General features: G+C 36.9%; 14 protein-coding genes. 1 reads left to right on the forward strand and 13 read right to left on the reverse strand.

The features are described from left to right. Positions 1–136: 136 nt before the first annotated feature. The 6 genes from V1499_RS19655 to V1499_RS19680 form a co-directional block, all read right to left on the reverse strand. Positions 137–586 (reverse strand): hypothetical protein, encoded by a 450-nt coding sequence (locus V1499_RS19655; RefSeq protein WP_409271860.1) that lies wholly within the window; start codon positions 584–586, stop codon positions 137–139. 187 nt (positions 587–773) lie between these two features. Continuing rightward, on the reverse strand, positions 774–1,772 hold the full coding sequence (locus V1499_RS19660) for a nucleoside hydrolase (protein ID WP_409271862.1): 999 nt from the start codon (positions 1,770–1,772) through the stop codon (positions 774–776). A gap of 77 nt (positions 1,773–1,849) precedes the next feature. After that, positions 1,850–3,100, reverse strand: a complete 1,251-nt coding sequence (locus tag V1499_RS19665) for a NupC/NupG family nucleoside CNT transporter (RefSeq protein ID WP_409271864.1) — start codon at positions 3,098–3,100, stop codon at positions 1,850–1,852. 245 nt (positions 3,101–3,345) lie between these two features. Further along, a complete protein-coding gene (locus V1499_RS19670; RefSeq protein ID WP_409276344.1) occupies positions 3,346–4,350 on the reverse strand; it encodes a LacI family DNA-binding transcriptional regulator in 1,005 nt (334 codons plus the stop codon). Between the two features lie 366 nt (positions 4,351–4,716). Continuing rightward, positions 4,717–5,973 (reverse strand): pyridoxal-phosphate-dependent aminotransferase family protein, encoded by a 1,257-nt coding sequence (locus tag V1499_RS19675; protein ID WP_409271866.1) that lies wholly within the window; start codon positions 5,971–5,973, stop codon positions 4,717–4,719. Between the two features lie 608 nt (positions 5,974–6,581). Beyond that, positions 6,582–7,811, reverse strand: coding sequence for a serine hydrolase domain-containing protein (locus V1499_RS19680; RefSeq protein WP_409271868.1), 1,230 nt, complete (start codon positions 7,809–7,811; stop codon positions 6,582–6,584). A 441-nt stretch (positions 7,812–8,252) separates the two neighbouring features. On the opposite strand from V1499_RS19680, the gene V1499_RS19685 reads away from it, so the two are divergent. Further along, a complete protein-coding gene (locus V1499_RS19685; protein WP_409271870.1) occupies positions 8,253–9,518 on the forward strand; it encodes a transglutaminase domain-containing protein in 1,266 nt (421 codons plus the stop codon). A gap of 263 nt (positions 9,519–9,781) precedes the next feature. Here the strand turns inward: V1499_RS19685 and V1499_RS19690 are convergent, their stop codons facing one another. From V1499_RS19690 to V1499_RS19720, 7 genes are all read right to left on the reverse strand, one after another. After that, positions 9,782–11,896, reverse strand: a complete 2,115-nt coding sequence (locus tag V1499_RS19690; protein ID WP_409271872.1) for an ATP-binding protein — start codon at positions 11,894–11,896, stop codon at positions 9,782–9,784. A gap of 223 nt (positions 11,897–12,119) precedes the next feature. After that, complete coding sequence (locus tag V1499_RS19695; RefSeq protein ID WP_409271874.1) at positions 12,120–13,100, reverse strand: SPFH domain-containing protein; 981 nt, start codon at positions 13,098–13,100, stop codon at positions 12,120–12,122. A 52-nt stretch (positions 13,101–13,152) separates the two neighbouring features. Beyond that, on the reverse strand, positions 13,153–14,073 hold the full coding sequence (locus V1499_RS19700) for a TPM domain-containing protein (protein ID WP_409271876.1): 921 nt from the start codon (positions 14,071–14,073) through the stop codon (positions 13,153–13,155). Further along, a complete protein-coding gene (locus tag V1499_RS19705) occupies positions 14,070–15,098 on the reverse strand; it encodes a TFIIB-type zinc ribbon-containing protein (RefSeq protein WP_409271878.1) in 1,029 nt (342 codons plus the stop codon). Before V1499_RS19705 ends, V1499_RS19700 begins: the two co-directional genes overlap by 4 nt. A 43-nt stretch (positions 15,099–15,141) precedes the next feature. Then, the gene (locus V1499_RS19710; RefSeq protein ID WP_409271879.1) at positions 15,142–15,531 is read right to left on the reverse strand and encodes a PspA/IM30 family protein; all 390 of its coding nucleotides are present in this window, start codon (positions 15,529–15,531) and stop codon (positions 15,142–15,144) included. A 302-nt stretch (positions 15,532–15,833) separates the two neighbouring features. Further along, positions 15,834–17,648: a S41 family peptidase gene (locus V1499_RS19715; protein WP_409271881.1), complete on the reverse strand. Its 1,815-nt coding sequence runs from the start codon at positions 17,646–17,648 to the stop codon at positions 15,834–15,836. Positions 17,649–17,978: 330 nt separating this feature from the next. Continuing rightward, on the reverse strand, positions 17,979–18,686 hold the full coding sequence (locus V1499_RS19720; RefSeq protein ID WP_409271883.1) for a DNA alkylation repair protein: 708 nt from the start codon (positions 18,684–18,686) through the stop codon (positions 17,979–17,981). Between the last annotated feature and the right edge of the window lie 206 nt (positions 18,687–18,892).

An 18,892-nucleotide genomic window follows, 5' to 3' on the forward strand; every position in this document is an offset into this window, starting at 1 on the left:
TATGATAAAAAGGGGCAAACCTGTTGCTATATAGCCGACAGGCTTGGCCCTTTAAACATCATTTTCCTCTCCCTTTTATCGTTTACGATTTTAAACTAATAAAAAAACCAAACTGTTTTCATTTGAACAGTTTGGTTTAGGATTGTATTTCATCGGTTATCTTTTTAAATCTATAAAGCTCTAAATCTGCGACCCCATGCTGCTTATGTAACTGTTCTAATTCCTCCTCTTCTTTTTCTTCTTCAATAACCCTTATTATTGCTTCTACCCTGCCGGATAATTTCCTATTAACATGGTATTGCAATTGTTCTAATGATTCTTCATCAGCCCCCCTAAAGAAATCCTCGTTTTCTTTAGCCCATTTGTCTACTAAGTGCTCCTTGATAAAATCTTTATGGCTCAACTCTGATTGGCCTCGGAACGCCTTTGTTGATGCCACTGCTTTACATATGGATTCTAGAATCATCCTTAATTCTGAGGATCTAACCGGTTCAGGTGCATTTAGGTAAACAAAATGGTTGTATCTAATCACTCGCATTAATAGTTGTTCGGCATTAAGTTTTAATAGCAGTTCTTTCTCTTCCATTCCTAATCCCTCCTAAAAATTTGTCTATATATACCTATACTCAAGAGACGAAAAAACACACACTACTTTTCAGAACAAAAAAAAGATTGAATGGCTGCTTTTTAACAGCGATTCAATCTTTGTCTTTGCATTCTTTTCCGATAACGGCCATCTATCTCTTAAGATTTCAGTAAACACCTTGTCCCAACTATAAAATATATTTTGTATACTTGGCATACGATTCCGGGAAGCATAGTTTGAAGAAAGCTTTTCTATAGTTTTCGTTGTTGATTCCCATATATACATTCGCATTTCCAGGTTCATCATCACGATTACTAGGAGATAATTGAACCACCGTCTGTCCTTTGCATATTCCTTCGCATTCCATCTTTAAATTGACTCGTTTATAGACGTCATTCTCATCACTTAAACTAGGGTCAATCGCAAGCATGACCGCAACTAAATCATGAACGATAATACCGGTAATACGAAGTGCATCCCAATACATTTTTTTATAGTGATCTGACATTTCACTTAGTAGTGACCCTAAATGCCCGCACTCTGTTCCTAAGAAGAATAAGTCATCTAAAGTAAAACGAGTACTTTGTGTAACATCTAATCCTATCATATTTATTTCAACATCTTCGCCTATCAACTCATACACTTCTTTTGCGGCTTCAGGATCTGCCCAATAATTGAATTCAGCTACAGGAGTTACATTTCCATAACGAACGCCACCACCCATAGACCAAATCTTTTTAACCTTTTTCATCGTTTCTTTATCTTTTCGAATGGCCAAGGCAATATTCGTTAATGGGCCTAAGGTTATGAGTTCAACCTCTCCAGGGTTTGCTTTTACAGTTTCTAAAATAAAATCGACTGCGTGAGTATCTGACAGTTTCGTTAGGTCGGGAGTAAGCGTAACCGTACCCAAGCCGCCTGCCCCATGGACCGAAGATTCTATATTATATGTTTTAGCATTTTCAAGAGCTACCAATGACGCCTGTGCTCCCGGATAAACGCGGCAGTCGGCATTCATTAAATTAACAATCCCTAAAGCGTTATTCACACAGTTATCCAAACCTACATTACCAGCTACAACTGTTATTCCTACTACATCGAATCCACTATAATTTAAGGCGGCTACAATCGCATACGTATCGTCAATGCCTGGGTCTGTGTCAATGATGATCTTTCTTTTGTCCATGTTTGTCACCCTATATAAGAATTTTGTTTACGATTCGTCTAGCTTGGGACAAGGGGACCACTGAGGCCCCTTATCGATTAATAAAACATACCGACGATTGTTGCAGTCAGCATGGAGGCCATTGTGGCACCTACTAAGAGTTTCACTGAATATTTAGCAATAATTTTCCCTTGTTTTTCATCAATGGATTTAATTGAACCTGACACAATACCTAATGTTCCGAAGTTTGCGAAACTAATTAAATAAGTAGAAATCATCGCATTTGCTTTTGGAGACAATGTTTCAGCGACTTTCGCTAACTCACCCATTGCGACAAATTCATTCGTAATTAGTTTCGTAGCCATGATACTGCCAACTCTAACGACTTCATCCCAAGGGACACCTAATACGAATGCAATTGGCGCAAAGACCCAGCCCATAATTTCTGTAAACGTAATATTAAACATAATTTCAAATGAATTATTTAATAATGTCACTAAAGCCATAAAACCGATTAACATGGCTGAGACAATGATTACTAATTTAAAACCATCTAAAATGTAAGTGCCTAACATTTGGAAAAAGGGTTCCCTTTCTTCACTTGCTGCACTTACTTCACTTGTTGCACTTACTTCGCGTTCTGCACTTACCCATTCTGCACCTTCTATACTTTTATTATTAACTGAAGCATCTTCATTGATTGTTTTTGGATCGTAAGGGTTCACAACGCAAGAAATAATTAAGGCAGAAAAAATATTTAAAAATACAGCAACTACTACATATTGGCCTGGAACCATTGTCATATAAGCTCCCAATGTGGCTGCAGCAACAGCCGACATTGCCGATGCACAAATGGTATAAAGTTGTTGCGGTTTCATTTTAGGAAGTTGTTCTTTAATTGTGATAAACACTTCAGGCTGTCCTAAAATAGCTGTTGAAGGAGCAAAATAACTTTCGAGATCTCCCATCCCTGTAATCTTATTGATTAGTTTTCCTGTCCATTTAATAATAAATGGCAAGACCTTGATATAATTTAAAATTCCAAGTAAAGCAGATACAAAAACAATAGGCATTAATACGTGGAAAAAGAAGACAAATTCCATTTGTATACCGCCAAATACAAAGTTGGTGCCACCTTCTGCTTGTTTCAGCAACCAACTAAAAAAGTCAGAAATCGCCCCTAAAATTTTTATCCCAGCGGCAGTGTTTAAAGAAACAAATGTGATAACAAGTTGCAACCCAATCATGATAGCCATCGGTTTATATCGAACATTTTTTCTATCAAAGCTTATCAAATAACCTAAACCAAAAATGAAGGCTAAACCGATGATCCCTCTAATGATGTCCATACTTTTTCCTCTTTTCTGTAGTCAAATTTTGATAGGTTTACACTTATCGAGATAGATTAAACGTTTCATTTTTAAAAAATAGGGGTTACATAAATCCAAATACTTGAAACGTTTCATTTTGCTCTTTAAAAAAATGATGTTACAAAAATCCAAATACTTGAAACGTTTCATTTTACTTCTAAAAAAAGAAGTTACATAAATCCAAATACTTGAAACGTTTCATTTTCATGTTAAAAAAATTTAGATTATATAAGTTCAGCTACTGATCCGCCTTCTTTAAGGGTACAAGTAAAAATCATAGGCGTTTTTTCATAAGTTTCACGTTTTAAAAAATCTAGTAGCCGATATGCAGTATATTCTGCCATTTCTCTTATTGGCTGGATAATCATTGTTATACTAGGATTCACAATTTTAGTTAAATCATCTAGATCAAAACCAATCAATGAAACATCTTTGCCAATTTTTATGTTGTGTTCATTCAAGTATTCGATTACGCCTAACGTCATATCATAGTTTGTAACAAAAATAGCTGATGGGAGATTTTTTAATTGAAAGATTTTTTTGCAGGCTAGATACCCGCCACGTCTAGTAAAATCACTATAAACGATATATTCAGGATTGATTTCAATATGGTTCTCTTCTAAGGATGTTTTATAGCCTTTCATCCGTTCAATCGTCGTATACCCGTCCATATCTCCCCCAATAATGGAGATCAATTTATGTTTTTTATGGATCAGATAGTCAACAGCCATTTTTGATGCGCTTTCATTATTGACTAAAACATATTTCGCTTTATTATAATCCTCAATAATCCGATCAAGTATGATAATCGGAATCGAACTTCTTAGGCTCTTTAGCCAATTCTCTAATGCTTCGTTATTTGTTGAAGGGATAATAATCATAGCATCCGCATTTCTAGATTGTAAATTAATTAACTTTTGATAATCTAAAAACGGGGAATGGCCGATGACTGTAATCATGACCATAAATCCTTTTTTTGATAAAATTTCTTCGACGACGGAAACCAGTTTGGCTGAAAATGTTAACCCAGATGATGGAATGACTAAACCGATCAACTTTGACTGTTTTGTTTTAAGCGATCGGGCAGACATGTTAACATTATATCCCAATTCCTCAATGGCTGTTTCGATTAAATACTTATTTTTTTCCCTGACATTTTTTCCATTTAAAAAGTTTGAAATCGTCCCTAGAGATAAACCCGTCTTTTCTGAAATATCCTTAATTGTCACTCCCAATTCGATTCCCCTTACAAATGTGAAACGTTTCATTTTTTTTGAAAAAATTAAACCGCTTACAAATGTAAATTTACTATACTCGTAGAATTATGTCAAAGGAAATCTTTATAGGAATTCAATCTTAGTAGTTTACAATAAGTCATACGTTCTTAAAGCATTAAATACTAGGATAACGTTTTTCTGTTTTTACTCAAAGCTTTAAACGGCCTTCCTTCATTTCGTTGTTAAACAGTTTTTGCGCTATAATTTTCTAAATAAAAGTTAACACGTCGTGCGTTTCCCATAAGATTTGCACGACGTGTTATTTGTACTATTAAGGTCGTGAAAGGGGTCTTTTACTTTTACAGTTCCAATCGCACTTTAATTTACTTCGGGCTTTTCAACATTCCGCTTTTTATATTCATCATATACGTTCAATGCCGCCTGTAAACTTTCGCCCTTGTTCAAATTAAACCCTTTCCGAATAAGCGTCGCTTCTAATGCTGCAAGAACATGAAGAATATTTTTCTTACGGGAACTATACCCCATCGTTCCAATCCTCCAAATCTTTCCGTGGAGAGGTCCGAAAGAACTGGCAATTTCAACTTCAAAATCCTCCAACATCATGGAACGGACCTCATCGCCGTTAATTCCTTCAGGGATTTCAATTGCTGTAACAACAGGAATCTTGTGTTTTTCATCTCCAAATATCTTTAAGCCCATCGCTTTAATTCCTGCCACCAATGCTTCTTCATTTAACTTATGGCGGGCAAACCGGTTTTCAAGTCCTTCTTCAAGAATAATACGAAGCCCTTCTCTTAATGCATATTGCATACTTGTCGCTTCAGTATGATGATTAAGGCGGACAGGGCTCCAATAATCCATCAGCTGGCCTAAATCAAAATAATTGCTCACAATTCGATTGTTGGAAGGCTCGCTGTTAAATGCTCTTAAGCCCAATTCAATGCTTTTTCTTTTATTGATTACTTCCTCGACCCGTTTGTTAAACGTAATTGGGGCTAACCCAGATGGAACAGATAAGCATTTTTGCGTACCGCCAATGACTGCATCAAGCTTGAGTTCATCCACCTTGAGGTCGACTCCGCCCAATGATGCCACAGCATCGACAACTAACAGAACATCTGCATTTCGGCAAGCTTCTCCAATTTCCTTTAACGGCTGCATGCAGCTAGTTGATGTTTCTGCATGAACGATGGCAACGATTTTCGGAGAAACCTCATGAATCTTGTTGATGACTTCTTGGGGGTCAAAGACCTCCCCCCAAGAAACCTCCATAGTCGTAACATCTGCACCATAACGCTGGCAGATTTCAGTTAAAAGATAGCCAAATCGGCCATAGATGGGAACCAAAACCTTATCACCAGGTTCAATAATGCTGCACAGGACAGCTTCGATACCTGCCCGGGAAGTTCCATCAACCGGGAAAGCCCATTGATTCTCTGTTTGGAATACGGCACGCAGCATTTCCATCGTTTCATTCATGATATTTGTGAAGGCAGGATCAAATTGTCCTAAAATCGGTGTAGCCATCGCCCTCAATACTCGTGGATCGACTTCAACCGGCCCAGGTGTCATTATTGTTCTAAGTGGAACATTTAAATCTGTGTACTTGGTCATATGTCTTAGCTCCTATCACGAATATATTTAAAATCAAATGAATTATTATGAAAACATTTTCGTTTAACCATTACTATTTCAAAAAAATAATAATATGATTTTAGCAGGAGAAAGCGATGAAATCAAAGGAAAACACAATCAATCGCTTAATAAAGCATTTCCAATTCCACCGAGGTTTTATACAAATCGTTACTACGTAAAGACATTTGGTTGTGGTGGTGGCTCATAACCGCTAAATGAATCACCCTTTTTCTAAGGGAAGAATTCATGATTCCCCTAAGACAATCTGACAAATTGGTAAGACAATGTACCTCGACTTTCATTCGAGGACTCCTTTCACATTAAGTAAAACTTTTGCCAGGTTAGTAGTGTTCATTGCGAGGCATAAAATTGACGTGGGGACCTTTCCTGTTAAGCTTTGAAGTAAAAAGACCCAACTAGTGACTATTCTCTAGTTGGGCCATACTTTTACCATTTCAAGAAACATACTGTGTTGGTTCCAATTTTTCCAGAAAAATCGTCATATTATGCATGGTTCACCTTAACGAATCTCAAATGGCGCTATAGCTTGATCCCGTTTACGAACGAGAGCTGTATCCCTTTCCAATTCAAGGTTCTGTATCGGGTTTATATTTACCTACCTCAAAAGATATTTCTTTAAAAATATCCTCCCATCTATCTACATTTCCAGACGAGTTACCCGTTCTTAAAATGACAATATCGTTTTCCGGAGACATATATAGGTACTGTCCATACTTTCCCATCGCAAAATAGTCTAAACCGCCATTATTATTCGGCGTACTATACCACATGTATTTGTATCCTATATTTCTATTTTCTAAGAATGAACCTTTATATTCATCACTATTTAAAGGGAATTGGCTAAGTGTAGACTGTTTTATCCATTTTTCATTTACTATATGCTGGCCATTCCACGTTCCGCCATTCAGCAACATGCTGCCTATCTTTACAAAGTCAATCGCTTTAAAATTAATACCGCTCTCCATTTTTTCAAAGCCTGTTTTTTTACTGTCAAGACTCCATGAAGCATCATTTTCAGCTCCGATTTTATCCCAAACCTCTTGTTCGAAATAGTCAGCTACATGTTTTCCCGTACTTCGCTCCAGTATGATGCCAAGTAATAAAGGATGATAATTGTTATAATGAAATCTGCCTTCGTATTTTTCCGTCAGATTATTATGGGCTAGCGCTAAATTCCGTAAATCAGGCGTATAATACGTTTTCGCATCGTCGCCAAACCAAATCTTCCCTTCCTCATAGCTTATGTTTGAACGCATCAGAAGCAAATCTTCAATTGTAATGCTCTCCATATTCGTTCCTTTAAACTCACCTATAAAATCGGCAATAGACTGCTTTTCACTTTTTATATAACCATCTTCAATTGCCTTTCCAATTAACAACGAATCAATTGACTTAGCCATAGAAAATGAAGTATTAACTGAGTCCTTGTCATATCCGTTGTAATATTCTTCAAGGACTACCTTGTCATCATGGACAATGATAAATGACGTAGTGTTTGTTTCCTTTAGAAAACTATTCAGTGTTTTATTTCTGTGTATTCCCTTATACGTATAGTCGATTGACATGTCTTTAAGAGATTCATCCAGGTTGTATTTATATCGGTAAGGCTGAGAGCTTTTCTGAATAATCCGCTCAGAAAATACTTTGTAATCCATAACATCCGAATTTCCATTGACGATCGTCCTAAAAACATATTGTGGGGAAAATAGTATTGAGGAAACGAATACAAGAAGTAGTGATCCTATCAAGGAAATTGTTAAGAAAATAAGTAATAGCTTCGTAATGACCTTCTTCATTTTACCTCCTTTTTTCCAAGGTGGCTGGAAAGTTGTTATCTCATCTATTTTACTTTTACAATAAGAAAAAATGTTATTAGCCAACAATAAAATCTTTTAATAAAAATAAATAATTTTCTATTTTTTTAAAGTAAAATATAAAACTTGTTAACCAAAAAGACGAAACTTTAATGTTTATTTAGCCACTATTCAAACCTAGGAGGAAAAACTCATGCCATCGTCTACAAAGGTACTTCTTAATTACCTAAGTGCTTCATCCCTCGCGATTGCAGGACTTTTGAATCCTAAGGAAAGATATAACATTAAACAAGGGCAGAGCAAGATAATATCTCCTTGTACATCCTCTGCCCAAGTGTCAAAACTTTTACACATTTTAGCACAATTTTCCATGTTATCCTTTTATCAGGTATCGTGTTTAAACCGATACGAGGGAGGACCGGCATGAAAAAGTTGACTGTCTTACTTGGTTTAATATTATTTATCTATCTTCTGACTCCGCCAGCTGCTAATGCTTACGAAAACTCCGATTGCGCGAAATACTACAAGCGGGCGCAATGGATGGATGCACCAACTGAACAGGTGGTGTGGTGGAATGGGGCAATTCTGAAAGAGGGGCAGATCGGCAGGCTGACTGTTTTGAAAGATACACCGCTGTACAAAGCGACCGGAAGCACCAAAACATTCGTCCGAACCCTGAAAAAAGGAGATTTTTACCGGATCTATGCATTTAAGCAAGGGCTGTTGAGCGTTGGCGGGGGTCTGTACGTTGAGCGGAATGAAGCCGTGAAATATGAGACGCCAAGCAAAGCGAAACTCGAAGAATCCTATTGCAAATACGAACTCAATATTTATGATGAGCTGGAGAAGAAAAAGGCAGCAATTATTAAAGAGGCCAAACTCAAAAAGACCGACCTTGCCAAAATCCTGTATGTTCACGACACCCTGGTAACCATGATTGAGTATGATGAAGAAGGCTACGCGGAAATCATCAGCACAAATAATCTGTGGGGCCCTTATCCGGTCTACCACACCGCACTTGGGGCGCTTGTGTTTGGAAAGGCGTATTGCGACGGTTATACATATGCGTTGAACGACATACTTCGGGAACTCGGCATCACCGCCTATCAAGTTACAAGCAGACCGATGGCTCACTCCTGGAGCATGGTCAAGCTGAACGGCCAATACTACCACATCGACCTGACATGGGCTGATATCGGTAATGAGGCGAGTTACTACAACCTTCTCAAATCTGACGAGGCAATCAAGGCAGCCAGTCATTACGGCTGGGATGGGCCCTTTACGGACGATGGAAAACAAATTAAAGCCACCAGCACGATTTTTGATAGTCTGGGTCAAAACATGGCCTACGATGACAATCAAATGTACGTCTTTACACCTACGTACAGCGAGGAGCGCAACAATTACTTAATCAACACAATCTCCTTCGCTAGCCTTGAAACAAAGCAGCTAGCCGTACTAAACAACACAGAACTCAAAGACATTATTTATCATAAAGGCTCCATCTACACAATCGAACGGAAGGAAGGCTCCGACCGAATTCTAAAATACACAACCACCATGAAACTGCTGGAGGACGTTACCCCGCCTGGTGGTTTTTATATCTATAGATTGTTCCAACTTAACGGAGAACTATACCATTCCTATGTCACAAACGAAGGCAAAGAAGGAATAAGAAAGCTGCAATAAATTAAGATACACACTGAAAAAGCCACCAGCGATGGTGGCTTTTTGTCTGCTATATTCATATCATTGACCACTCACCAAACTACGGGTATAACGATGGAGTGCCATTAGGAGCAAAAGAGTATTATGATATATTCATGAAATTGCTTAATCCCAACATATTAATATGATGTTATAAATTTTTAGGCCTTTCGAGTTAATAAAAATTTCTCATTTACTTGTGATACGGTTCTTCTTATCTATTTTAAGTGCGGTTTTTCCTTCAATTATTTTATTAATACTTCCTCTTTGATTTCAAGTACAGCCTCGTTTGATTCATTATGTTCATCTTCTACCATTTCTTGCTCATATATTTCAGGTACTTCAAAAATCATAGAAGAATTTGATCTAAATGCTTTCCCAGTTGCAATTGCTTGTCTAAATTTTAATTGGGGTAACATAGTAGCAATATCACTACCTAAATAATTTGCTAAAAAATCAACGCTAGTCTTATCAAATTGTTGAAATGCTATTATTGAATTACACTGAGTTAATATAGTTTTGGAAACGTTAGCTGTTCTTTGTGCTATTACTAATAATCCTATATTATATTTTCTACCTTGAAGTGCTATTTGTGCAATTGAATTGATTAATGATTGCGAATTTCTATCATTTACTCCAGCAAAATTCCATTCAGGAATGATGGTATGTGCTTCTTCTAAAACTAAACAAATTTTATTTCCAGTACTTTTTCTTTCTTTAGCAATTTTAAATAATGATTTGAAAAATGTTTGAGTGAATTTCATAGTTTCTGATGAATTATCTAATTCAGGTAAATCTAATATAGCTAATCTTGTATCACTATTTAAAAATTTATCTACACAATCTTGAACCAGTTTAAATACTTCAATCTTTAATCTTTTAGAGTCATCATTATCTTTATTATAGTTAGCATCTACTATCTTTTCTATTTCACTAATTTTAGCAAAAATAACTTTAGATAGTTGAATAGGAATTATATCTATCGGACTCTCAGATGTAAATTTCTCTTTATATTCCCCAGTGAAATCTATGCAAATTACATAAGCACCAGATTCCAAATATTGTCTAATTAAATTTCTAGAAAACACTGATTTACCTGTCCCTGTAACTCCTACAACAGCAGTATGATGTGTTATGGCTAATTCAGTATTTAAAATTACTGGATAATTAGTATTTGGTAAATTGCCAACTTTATATTCATTCGATCCTACATCTATATCTAAAAGAGGATTAGCTAAAAAAATTGGTGAATTTATATTAGGAACCCAACCGTATTTAATGAAGTTTCCAAGTTTATTATCCCAAGTTCCAAGTTGAATAGCTTCTGCTGATATAAACCCTGATTGATTCATCATAGAGAGATTTATTAATTCTGTTTTAGCATCTACCACTTGGTATAAAACAGTATCTTCATTTACTCTGATTTCTAGAACAGAACCTTCGTAGATTCGAAAATTCGAATTATATTGGAATTTTATCTTTCCAATAGTAGATCCTTCTAAAACAATTCCAATTAAATTTGCTAGAACAATTTCTCCCTCATCTTTATTTTGAATAATATATACTTCATCACTTACTAATTTTTCATTTGAACTTTTTTCTACAAATTCATTAGTGATTACTTTCACCCATTTTTCATTATCAAGTAATAATTTTTCAAAAACAATTCCTTTGTAAATCTTTTTATCACCGGAAAACAAAACTTTCACGCTATCAAACTTATTAATGTTTATACTTTGATTATTTACTTTAACTAAAAAAGTATTTTGAGCTATTACTGCAAAAATGTTCCCTATGCTATTACTAGATTTAATTAATTCCTTATTAAATAAATTTAAAAATGCTGATGCAAATCCGATATTATTAAACAATTGAAAAAGTCCCCAGAAGATAATTAATAAATTAAATTCCATAGAATTAAATCCATAGGATGTTTCAATTCCCCAAATAAACAATAATGAAAAAAGCACAAAAGGTTTGCCTAATATTTGGTTTATTTTAGAAAAAAATATTATATATTTATTTTGGTCTAGTTTCTTATTTTTCCGAATAAACATCAATATAAAACTACTTACAGCCAAATAAACTACAAGTATTAATATGAACTTAAAGATATCTGTATTTACTTCAGGAGCTAATAAAATTAAAGGTACTAAAGCAGTTATCGCATTTACAAAAATATTAGAGTCCTTAGAGAAAAATGGTTGATCCACTAAAGATAGTAGTATTACCAATAAAATCCCTGAACTAAACCAAAATTGATTTATTAGATTAAAAATATTTTCTTCAATAAAAATACCAACTGTAATTAAAATTATTATAGTTATAATACTCAATAAAAAACGATAATATTTATTCAATTTCTCACCTTCATCGTCAGTTTTCGTTTTATACATACAAATTATAACATTTATGGAAACATAAAAATAACAGTCCAACAAAAATTGTCAGACTGTCATTTTATTAATATTTTAAATTATTTCATACATTTAGATTAGAAAACCTCATTTACTTATGATACGGTTCTCCACGATGCATCCTAAATGAGGTTATTCACTATATCCTTGATGACGGACACCAATATTAAACAAGCTTTTGTCCGCAGTTTGGGCAGAAATTGGCGCCTTCTGTTTTGTTGCCGCAATTCGGGCAAAAGTTCGGTTTCTTTTGGCCGTCTGCCGGTTCGGTTTTTTCCTCAGAAACAGGCTGATTAGGAGTTGGCTGATTCAACTGATTCATCATTTTACCTGCGATATTGATCCCCATCATCATCCCTGCTATATCGGAGGCTGCTCCCCCGCCGCTCATCTTGCCGGCAGCCATTCCGTCTGTGATTGAAATCTGCTGATAGCGATTAACGTCACCAACCATCCCATGTGAAGCATTTTTCGTAATCATGTCTTGAATCTCTTTTGGATAGCTAAAGCTCATGACATTAAACCCAGTAATCGATATCCCGCTCTTTATCATCTGCATATCCAAATCCTCTTTAATGCCTTTAGAAATGTCGAATGAGTTGGCCTGCAGGTTGTACATATCCTTTCCTTCTCGAGAAATCCACTTCATCAAAAGCTGATCGAGAACCGAAGTAATCCGAATTCGGACATCCTCTACTAAATATTGCTCGCGAACACCAGCAATTTCATCAATCAGGGAAATATAATCATTCACTTTAAAATGAAACGTTCCGTTCGCACGTATTGGGAGGCCGCCTGGAAGCCCTAGTGAGGGGATATTAATCGCATTTTGCGTTCCCCATTTCACGACAAACTCTTTCGTGTTCACAAAAAGCACCTCTACACGCATGCCGCTATTAAACCCGAACTTGAATCCCCTTAAAGTCGATAAAAAGGGAATAATTTGCGACTCGATATCATACTCACCTTCATCGCGGAAGATCCCCTCTATTTTCCCATTTTTAAAAAAGATCGCATCCTGGCCAGGACGGATAATCAGTTTACTCCCCTTTTTAATTTCGTGGTTGCCCCACTTATAAAAGATCATGTCATCTCTGAATTCCTGCCACTCTACTACATTTGCAAATTGGTTTTTAAAAAAAGACACTCCATCTGCTCCTTCCCATTCAATGTTTCCGGGCTAGCTCAAGCAATTCCTTTTAAAACTTCCCTCTGCTGCCGCTATGCGAATGGCCGCCCCTTGTGACACCGCCACCACCGCCACCGCCCCCAATGCCGCTATTTGTATTAGTAGACGGTTTCCTCTGCTTCGTTACTGTTTGTCTGACAAAGTTATCGTACTGGTTCACTACTTTTGATCGATGACTATCCATATAGGTCCGCGCATTTACCGTGACCCTGCCACCAGCACCGTAGGCCATAATCATGACAACCACTCCTGCTATGATCAGTGAAACGATTAATTGAAACCACCATCGAAAAAATATAGTTGTAGAGGGTTGGTCTGCAAATTCATAATGATTATTCACTTGCGGGCTTACAATTGATCCATTGTCCATATAGCTACCGTTTCCGACATCCGACCCATTGCCCGTATAGCTACCGTTTCCGACGTCCGGCTCAATGCCCATATATTCATAAGCTCTATTCATGAATGTTGAGAAAGCAGCAAAATATTGGCCACCTGATAAATCCGGGGTCAATTCCTCGCGAATGAGATCAAGCCGGCTATCATCCAAATACTGCTCAGCTTTTTTAAAACCAGCCAAATAAACATCACGTTCATTCATGTCAATGGCTAGGAATGCTGTATTTCCATGTGGTTGGTCGTATCCTGGACCATGCTCATCATAGAAATCCTCTACATACTGGACAATATCCTTCCCATTTGTGCCATCTAAGGTAATGATGATAAAAGCGGTCTCTCTCTCTTTCCCATATTCACTAGCTACTTGTTGAAGTTCCGCCGACTCATCATCCGTTAACAAATGGGCATTGTCATAAATATAATGATTCCGGTCAAAGGTTTCCGCCTTCGCAGTTGACATCCCCCATGGCAAAACCAACAGCATCATTAATAAAACAAGAAACCTTCGTTTCCGCATATTCCTTTCTCTCACCAAAAACCGCCTCCCATCAATAAAGAGACACATTTTAGAGCAAAGAAGGTTCCCACTGCGATGCCGCTAAACCACGCCGTTACCTTACCTGAGCTAATTGGCGGTTTGCCGACAACCTTACCTGTCTGTCCATTCATCGCAAAAGTATAGTCTGAATTTTTATAATCATAGCTGATCATCCAGACTGGCAATAAAACATAATGGCTTTTTACATTTCTCGTATCAATATGTTTAGATTTATAATGGGTTGAATGATAGCCTGAAAACGTAGATTGAATATAGGACTCTACATAGCTGCTGATTTTTTCCTTCGCCCTTGGGAGCAGCTCTTCATCTGTAAAATTGTATTTTTCCGCAATATACCCAGCCAAATAAGGTGTCCTAAAATCCTTTAATTGATCATAGGGATAGGGCTCCAATTTATCCATCAATTCATCGTTCATTTTGACGGATGCATCAACTGGAATCTTAAGATAATCTAAATTGATATCACGGAAGGCATCATAGTACTTTGTTTCTGTGTAGATATAATCACCTTGTGAGTAGGTTCTAACCTTCGTACATTCCGCGCTTACCTGCACTTTACTATTCAAATCAAACAACCAAAACGGTACATACATCCCTGTAATACTTTTTATCCTGTCTGCTGTCATAAAGTCTTTTGGGGTAAGCAGTCCTTTTCGGCACCATTTTTGAAATGCCGCCATTGCCTCTTCCTTACTAATCGTAAATGGAATGACTTTAGCAGGTGCAAGCTGGCCTGATAGGCGATCGGCAATGACGACACCAGCTCCGCAATAACTGCATCTTGTTGCCGCTGTCTCAGCTGTCGTAATAAGAACAGCCCCACAATTCTCACAATGGTATTCATTTGCCTCATCGGCTGAAAATCTTGTTGTCACCAGATCTTCCGGATAATTTTCAATCGTTTCATGTCTGCCGCAGCTTTGGCAGCTCAGGTTGCCTGATTCAGCTTCAAACCCCATATCACTCCCACAGCCAGGGCATTTATAATGGAGAATCATTGACAAAATCACCCCTTTGTACTAACAATATGTATGGAATCGGTCAAAAACCGTTCCTTTTAATAGATTCCAATTCATTGATATCCGCTATGAGCTGATCATGTATCGGTTTTAACTCCTTGGATTTCGATGAGGCCAATTGAAAGGCTGCTTGCAAATCAGATAATTTTTCCACCAAAACCGACTTTTTCTCTTGAAATGTTCTTGCATCTCCTTCATTGCCCTCATCCAGAGCCTTAACGGAGTATCGTTCCATTTTCTCGATACCTTCCTGGCATTCATTTAGTTCCCGTTTCAAGCGCTGCTCTTGGAGCAAACATGATGCCAATTCCGCTTTTACCTTTCCTAAATCCCTTTTCAGGTCTTGTAAATTCTGCTCAACCATTTTTTCCAAATCTTCATTCTTATCAAATGTATCAAATTTGTTTCCCATTATATCCCTAATCCTTGAAATAAGGCTCACTGTTTTCAGCTCCTTCCAATAAGAGACCACCACTTCATTATACTGCCAAATTTTATTAAAAGTTTCATTTCCCTAAAACAATTCCCGAGTCGATAAAAAAAGCAGTGGATTTCTCAAGTGAAATCACACTGCTTCAAAGATGATGAACATTGGTATTGATTATGAAATTTTCCTTTTTATTGCCCACAATTTCACATTCGTGTACCATTTTTACACGAGTGTTTGCCTGATATGCTAATTCCTTTAGCCGCTCCGTTAAAGGGATTTTTCACTCAATTTTCCTTAATTAATTTTATTGCCGCTTCCAGTTGTTCATCTCTTTTTTCGGTCAGGCCTTTAATTGTATTTTTAACTGGTACAGTAGGTAAAATTCCTACACCATGATGTTGGCTTCCATCATGTTTGACCACCTTTAACCCTGTCCAAAAAAAACTGATGCCCCCTGGCAAGAACATTTGAACCACATTCCCGTTTGTTCCGGCAGTCGGTTCTCCGACAATTTCCCCCAGTTTATAATGCTCAAGAATCCCCATAATGGTTTCGGCATAACTTATAGCACTGGCATCTGTCAAAAATACCACTTTGCCCTTAATTTTCGGTTGTTTTGGTTCAATTGACCAGCTTCCATTTTCATAACCATTTTTATCGCTATGGTCAGGAAAGATCGGCTGAAGTCTTAAGAACCTTGCAGTTTCCAACTTTCTTTCTGTTAAGTGGCTAAGGAAAACAATGGGATTATCTCCTTTTGGATATCCTCTTATATCCACGATAATTCCTTTAGCTTCAGACAGTTGGGAAATCATGTAATCATCTAATTGAAAATCATCACTAAAAAAATTGATGTAAAAAATCCCAGGCTCTATCTCTGAAAAATTTTTCTTTGGATCATAAACGTAATCGATAAGTTTCTTCGGCTGGTAATTATAAGATGTGTTAACGGTTATGGGTTGGCCATTTCTTTCAACTATTAATTTTGCTTCGGGCTGATCCTGGCTCGCCAATAAATTAAATGCCGCTTGCTGCTCTTTCAATTGTATTGTTCCAGAAGTCTGTTTCATTAGATTCTTAAATTCTTTAAGTGCATCTTTTCCATCCAGTTTCAAAAGTACATCTCCAGGCTGAATTTCTTCTACCTCAGAAAAAGTAACAACTAATTTTTTTTCAATGTGCTTTACACTAATAGGAATTTTAAAAAAACCCACGGACGGATTAATATTTTGGATATAGCCAATATGGCCATCTTTAAGTTGTGCTGCCATATTTCTCATAACGTCATAAGTGCCTTCTTCATTCTCAACATTTTTCATCGCCTGAATGCTTTTTGGAAGCTGCCCTACCCAATCAACATCAACCTCTTTAAAATATGGGTAAAAATGCTGAAACGTATTCCATGAAATAATTACATTTGCGATTCGAACATCTTCATTATCATAGGAAGAATCATAATCAGACAAATACTGATGTATCTTGCCCTTTAATTTTTTCAGGCTCTTTTTCGATTCTTTTGTACTTCCAACAGTTTGTTCCGAAACTGAATAGAGAATAGTTGGTAATGAAAAATGTGTTTTTCCGATCTTTTTGTTAATCGTATTGTCACCGTATTTAAAAGATTGATCAAATAGCTTTATAAAATTGGAATTCTCCGAATAGATTCTCTCACTGGAGTAATCATAACTTTGGGGATTACGTTGATGTTGCCAAATGACCAAAACCGCGTTTTTAGGAGCTTTGTCTGTATTATTTGGATTGACTACCTTTTGAGAAGAGAGGCTAATGGTTGGTGCAACTGGCGTGAACAGTTCATTTAAAGCACTTAGGAGTTCCTTTTCATTTTTCGTTTGCTTAATTAGATTCACGCCATATATGGCAAACTCATCCCAATCGATGTTGGAAGCTTCGTCACTAGGATGAAAATAACGGACATATCCGTAAATGCGCGCGAAGACTTCGAGATTTTTCACTTCATTTCCGTATTCTGGCTGATGTTTTTTGCCAATCGTTTCTTTAACCTTGTTTTCAGGAATTAATAAAAGTGCTGCTACGAATATAATAAATACAAAAAGAATCACTTTATTAGAAGTTCGCAAACGCCATCCCACCCGACATATTTATTTTCCATTATAATACAATTATACCAGTTTGTAGGGACGACTGTAATAACATCTTTTAGTATAGGAATGATTACAGAAGTTCACTAGGTAGAAAAACAATTTGGATCAAAAGAAAAAAGAACTTAGCATTCAACTAAGTTCATCAGATTCAGAGATCATTCCAACAGAACCGGTGAAAATCCCGCTCCAACTTCCGATTCTTTGCCTTCACTATCTATGGTACAGCTCACCGTAATTTCACTAATCTCCAAGGGCAGTTTTTAAATATATATCCGCCTTAAATAAGTATCACGTATAATAGTGGTTTCAACATCTTACATACTTCCGTTTAAAGCCTATCCTTCCCTTATCGACATCCTTTTGAATCCGCTCGTAAGCATTCAAGAAACTGCTTTTTTTCTTGTCCCGTTTGACCTCTACAATACCTAACTCCTTTGCGGTTTCGACTGCCTTTTCATGGAGTGGCAAATACGAAAGCCCAACGGTGTATAAAAAATTATTCATTGAAATTTTCGTCCGTTCCGGCGCGTCGTGAATCGTATTTTTCACCCAATCAAGCATTTCGGAAATCTTATTTTCGGAAAACTCAACATCCGGCCGATTTCCTAAGAGCCAGCAGTAGCAGCTCCAGCCCGCCGACATTCTCAGGTCCTCACCGCTTGATATCCATTTATCCGCCACGTCCTGTGCAATATCCGACTCTGATAAAGTTACAGCCACTACAAAATCGGACAGCATGTAAAAATAGGCCCCATCCATCCAGCGATCATAATCCGCTTCAGTCATGGCTTTCGGGTCTGCAATAACGCCAGCGAAGTACATTGCATCGTAATTCCCCGTGGCATAAAGTTCTTCGGCCAATGGTTGATTTATTTTTATTTTCTTTTTGAGTGGTTTCATAGCGCCAGTAGCTACGCCAAAAAGCGGCTCATGCGCGCCATTGGATATGTATATTTTTTTCATTCGTTCATTGCCAAGCGCTTCAAGCTCCTGCATTACAATTTCTACGTTCAATATTTCGCACTTCCTTTTATTTAGAGTTCTCCCTTACTATTTTAACCATCAAATATATTACAATTATCCACGAAATCACCGATTGTTTGGCAACTTTTCTTTTAATCGCTTAACAATCCGGTAATGCCCTTTCCCCACATCCATTCCTATTCGTTCAACTTACCTAAAGTTGGTAAAGAACGTTGACTTTGCATCATGCTATTATA

This window comes from Neobacillus oceani (genome assembly GCF_046237595.1).
In the GTDB taxonomy this organism is placed as follows: Bacteria; Bacillota; Bacilli; order Bacillales; family Cytobacillaceae; genus Bacillus_D; species Bacillus_D oceani.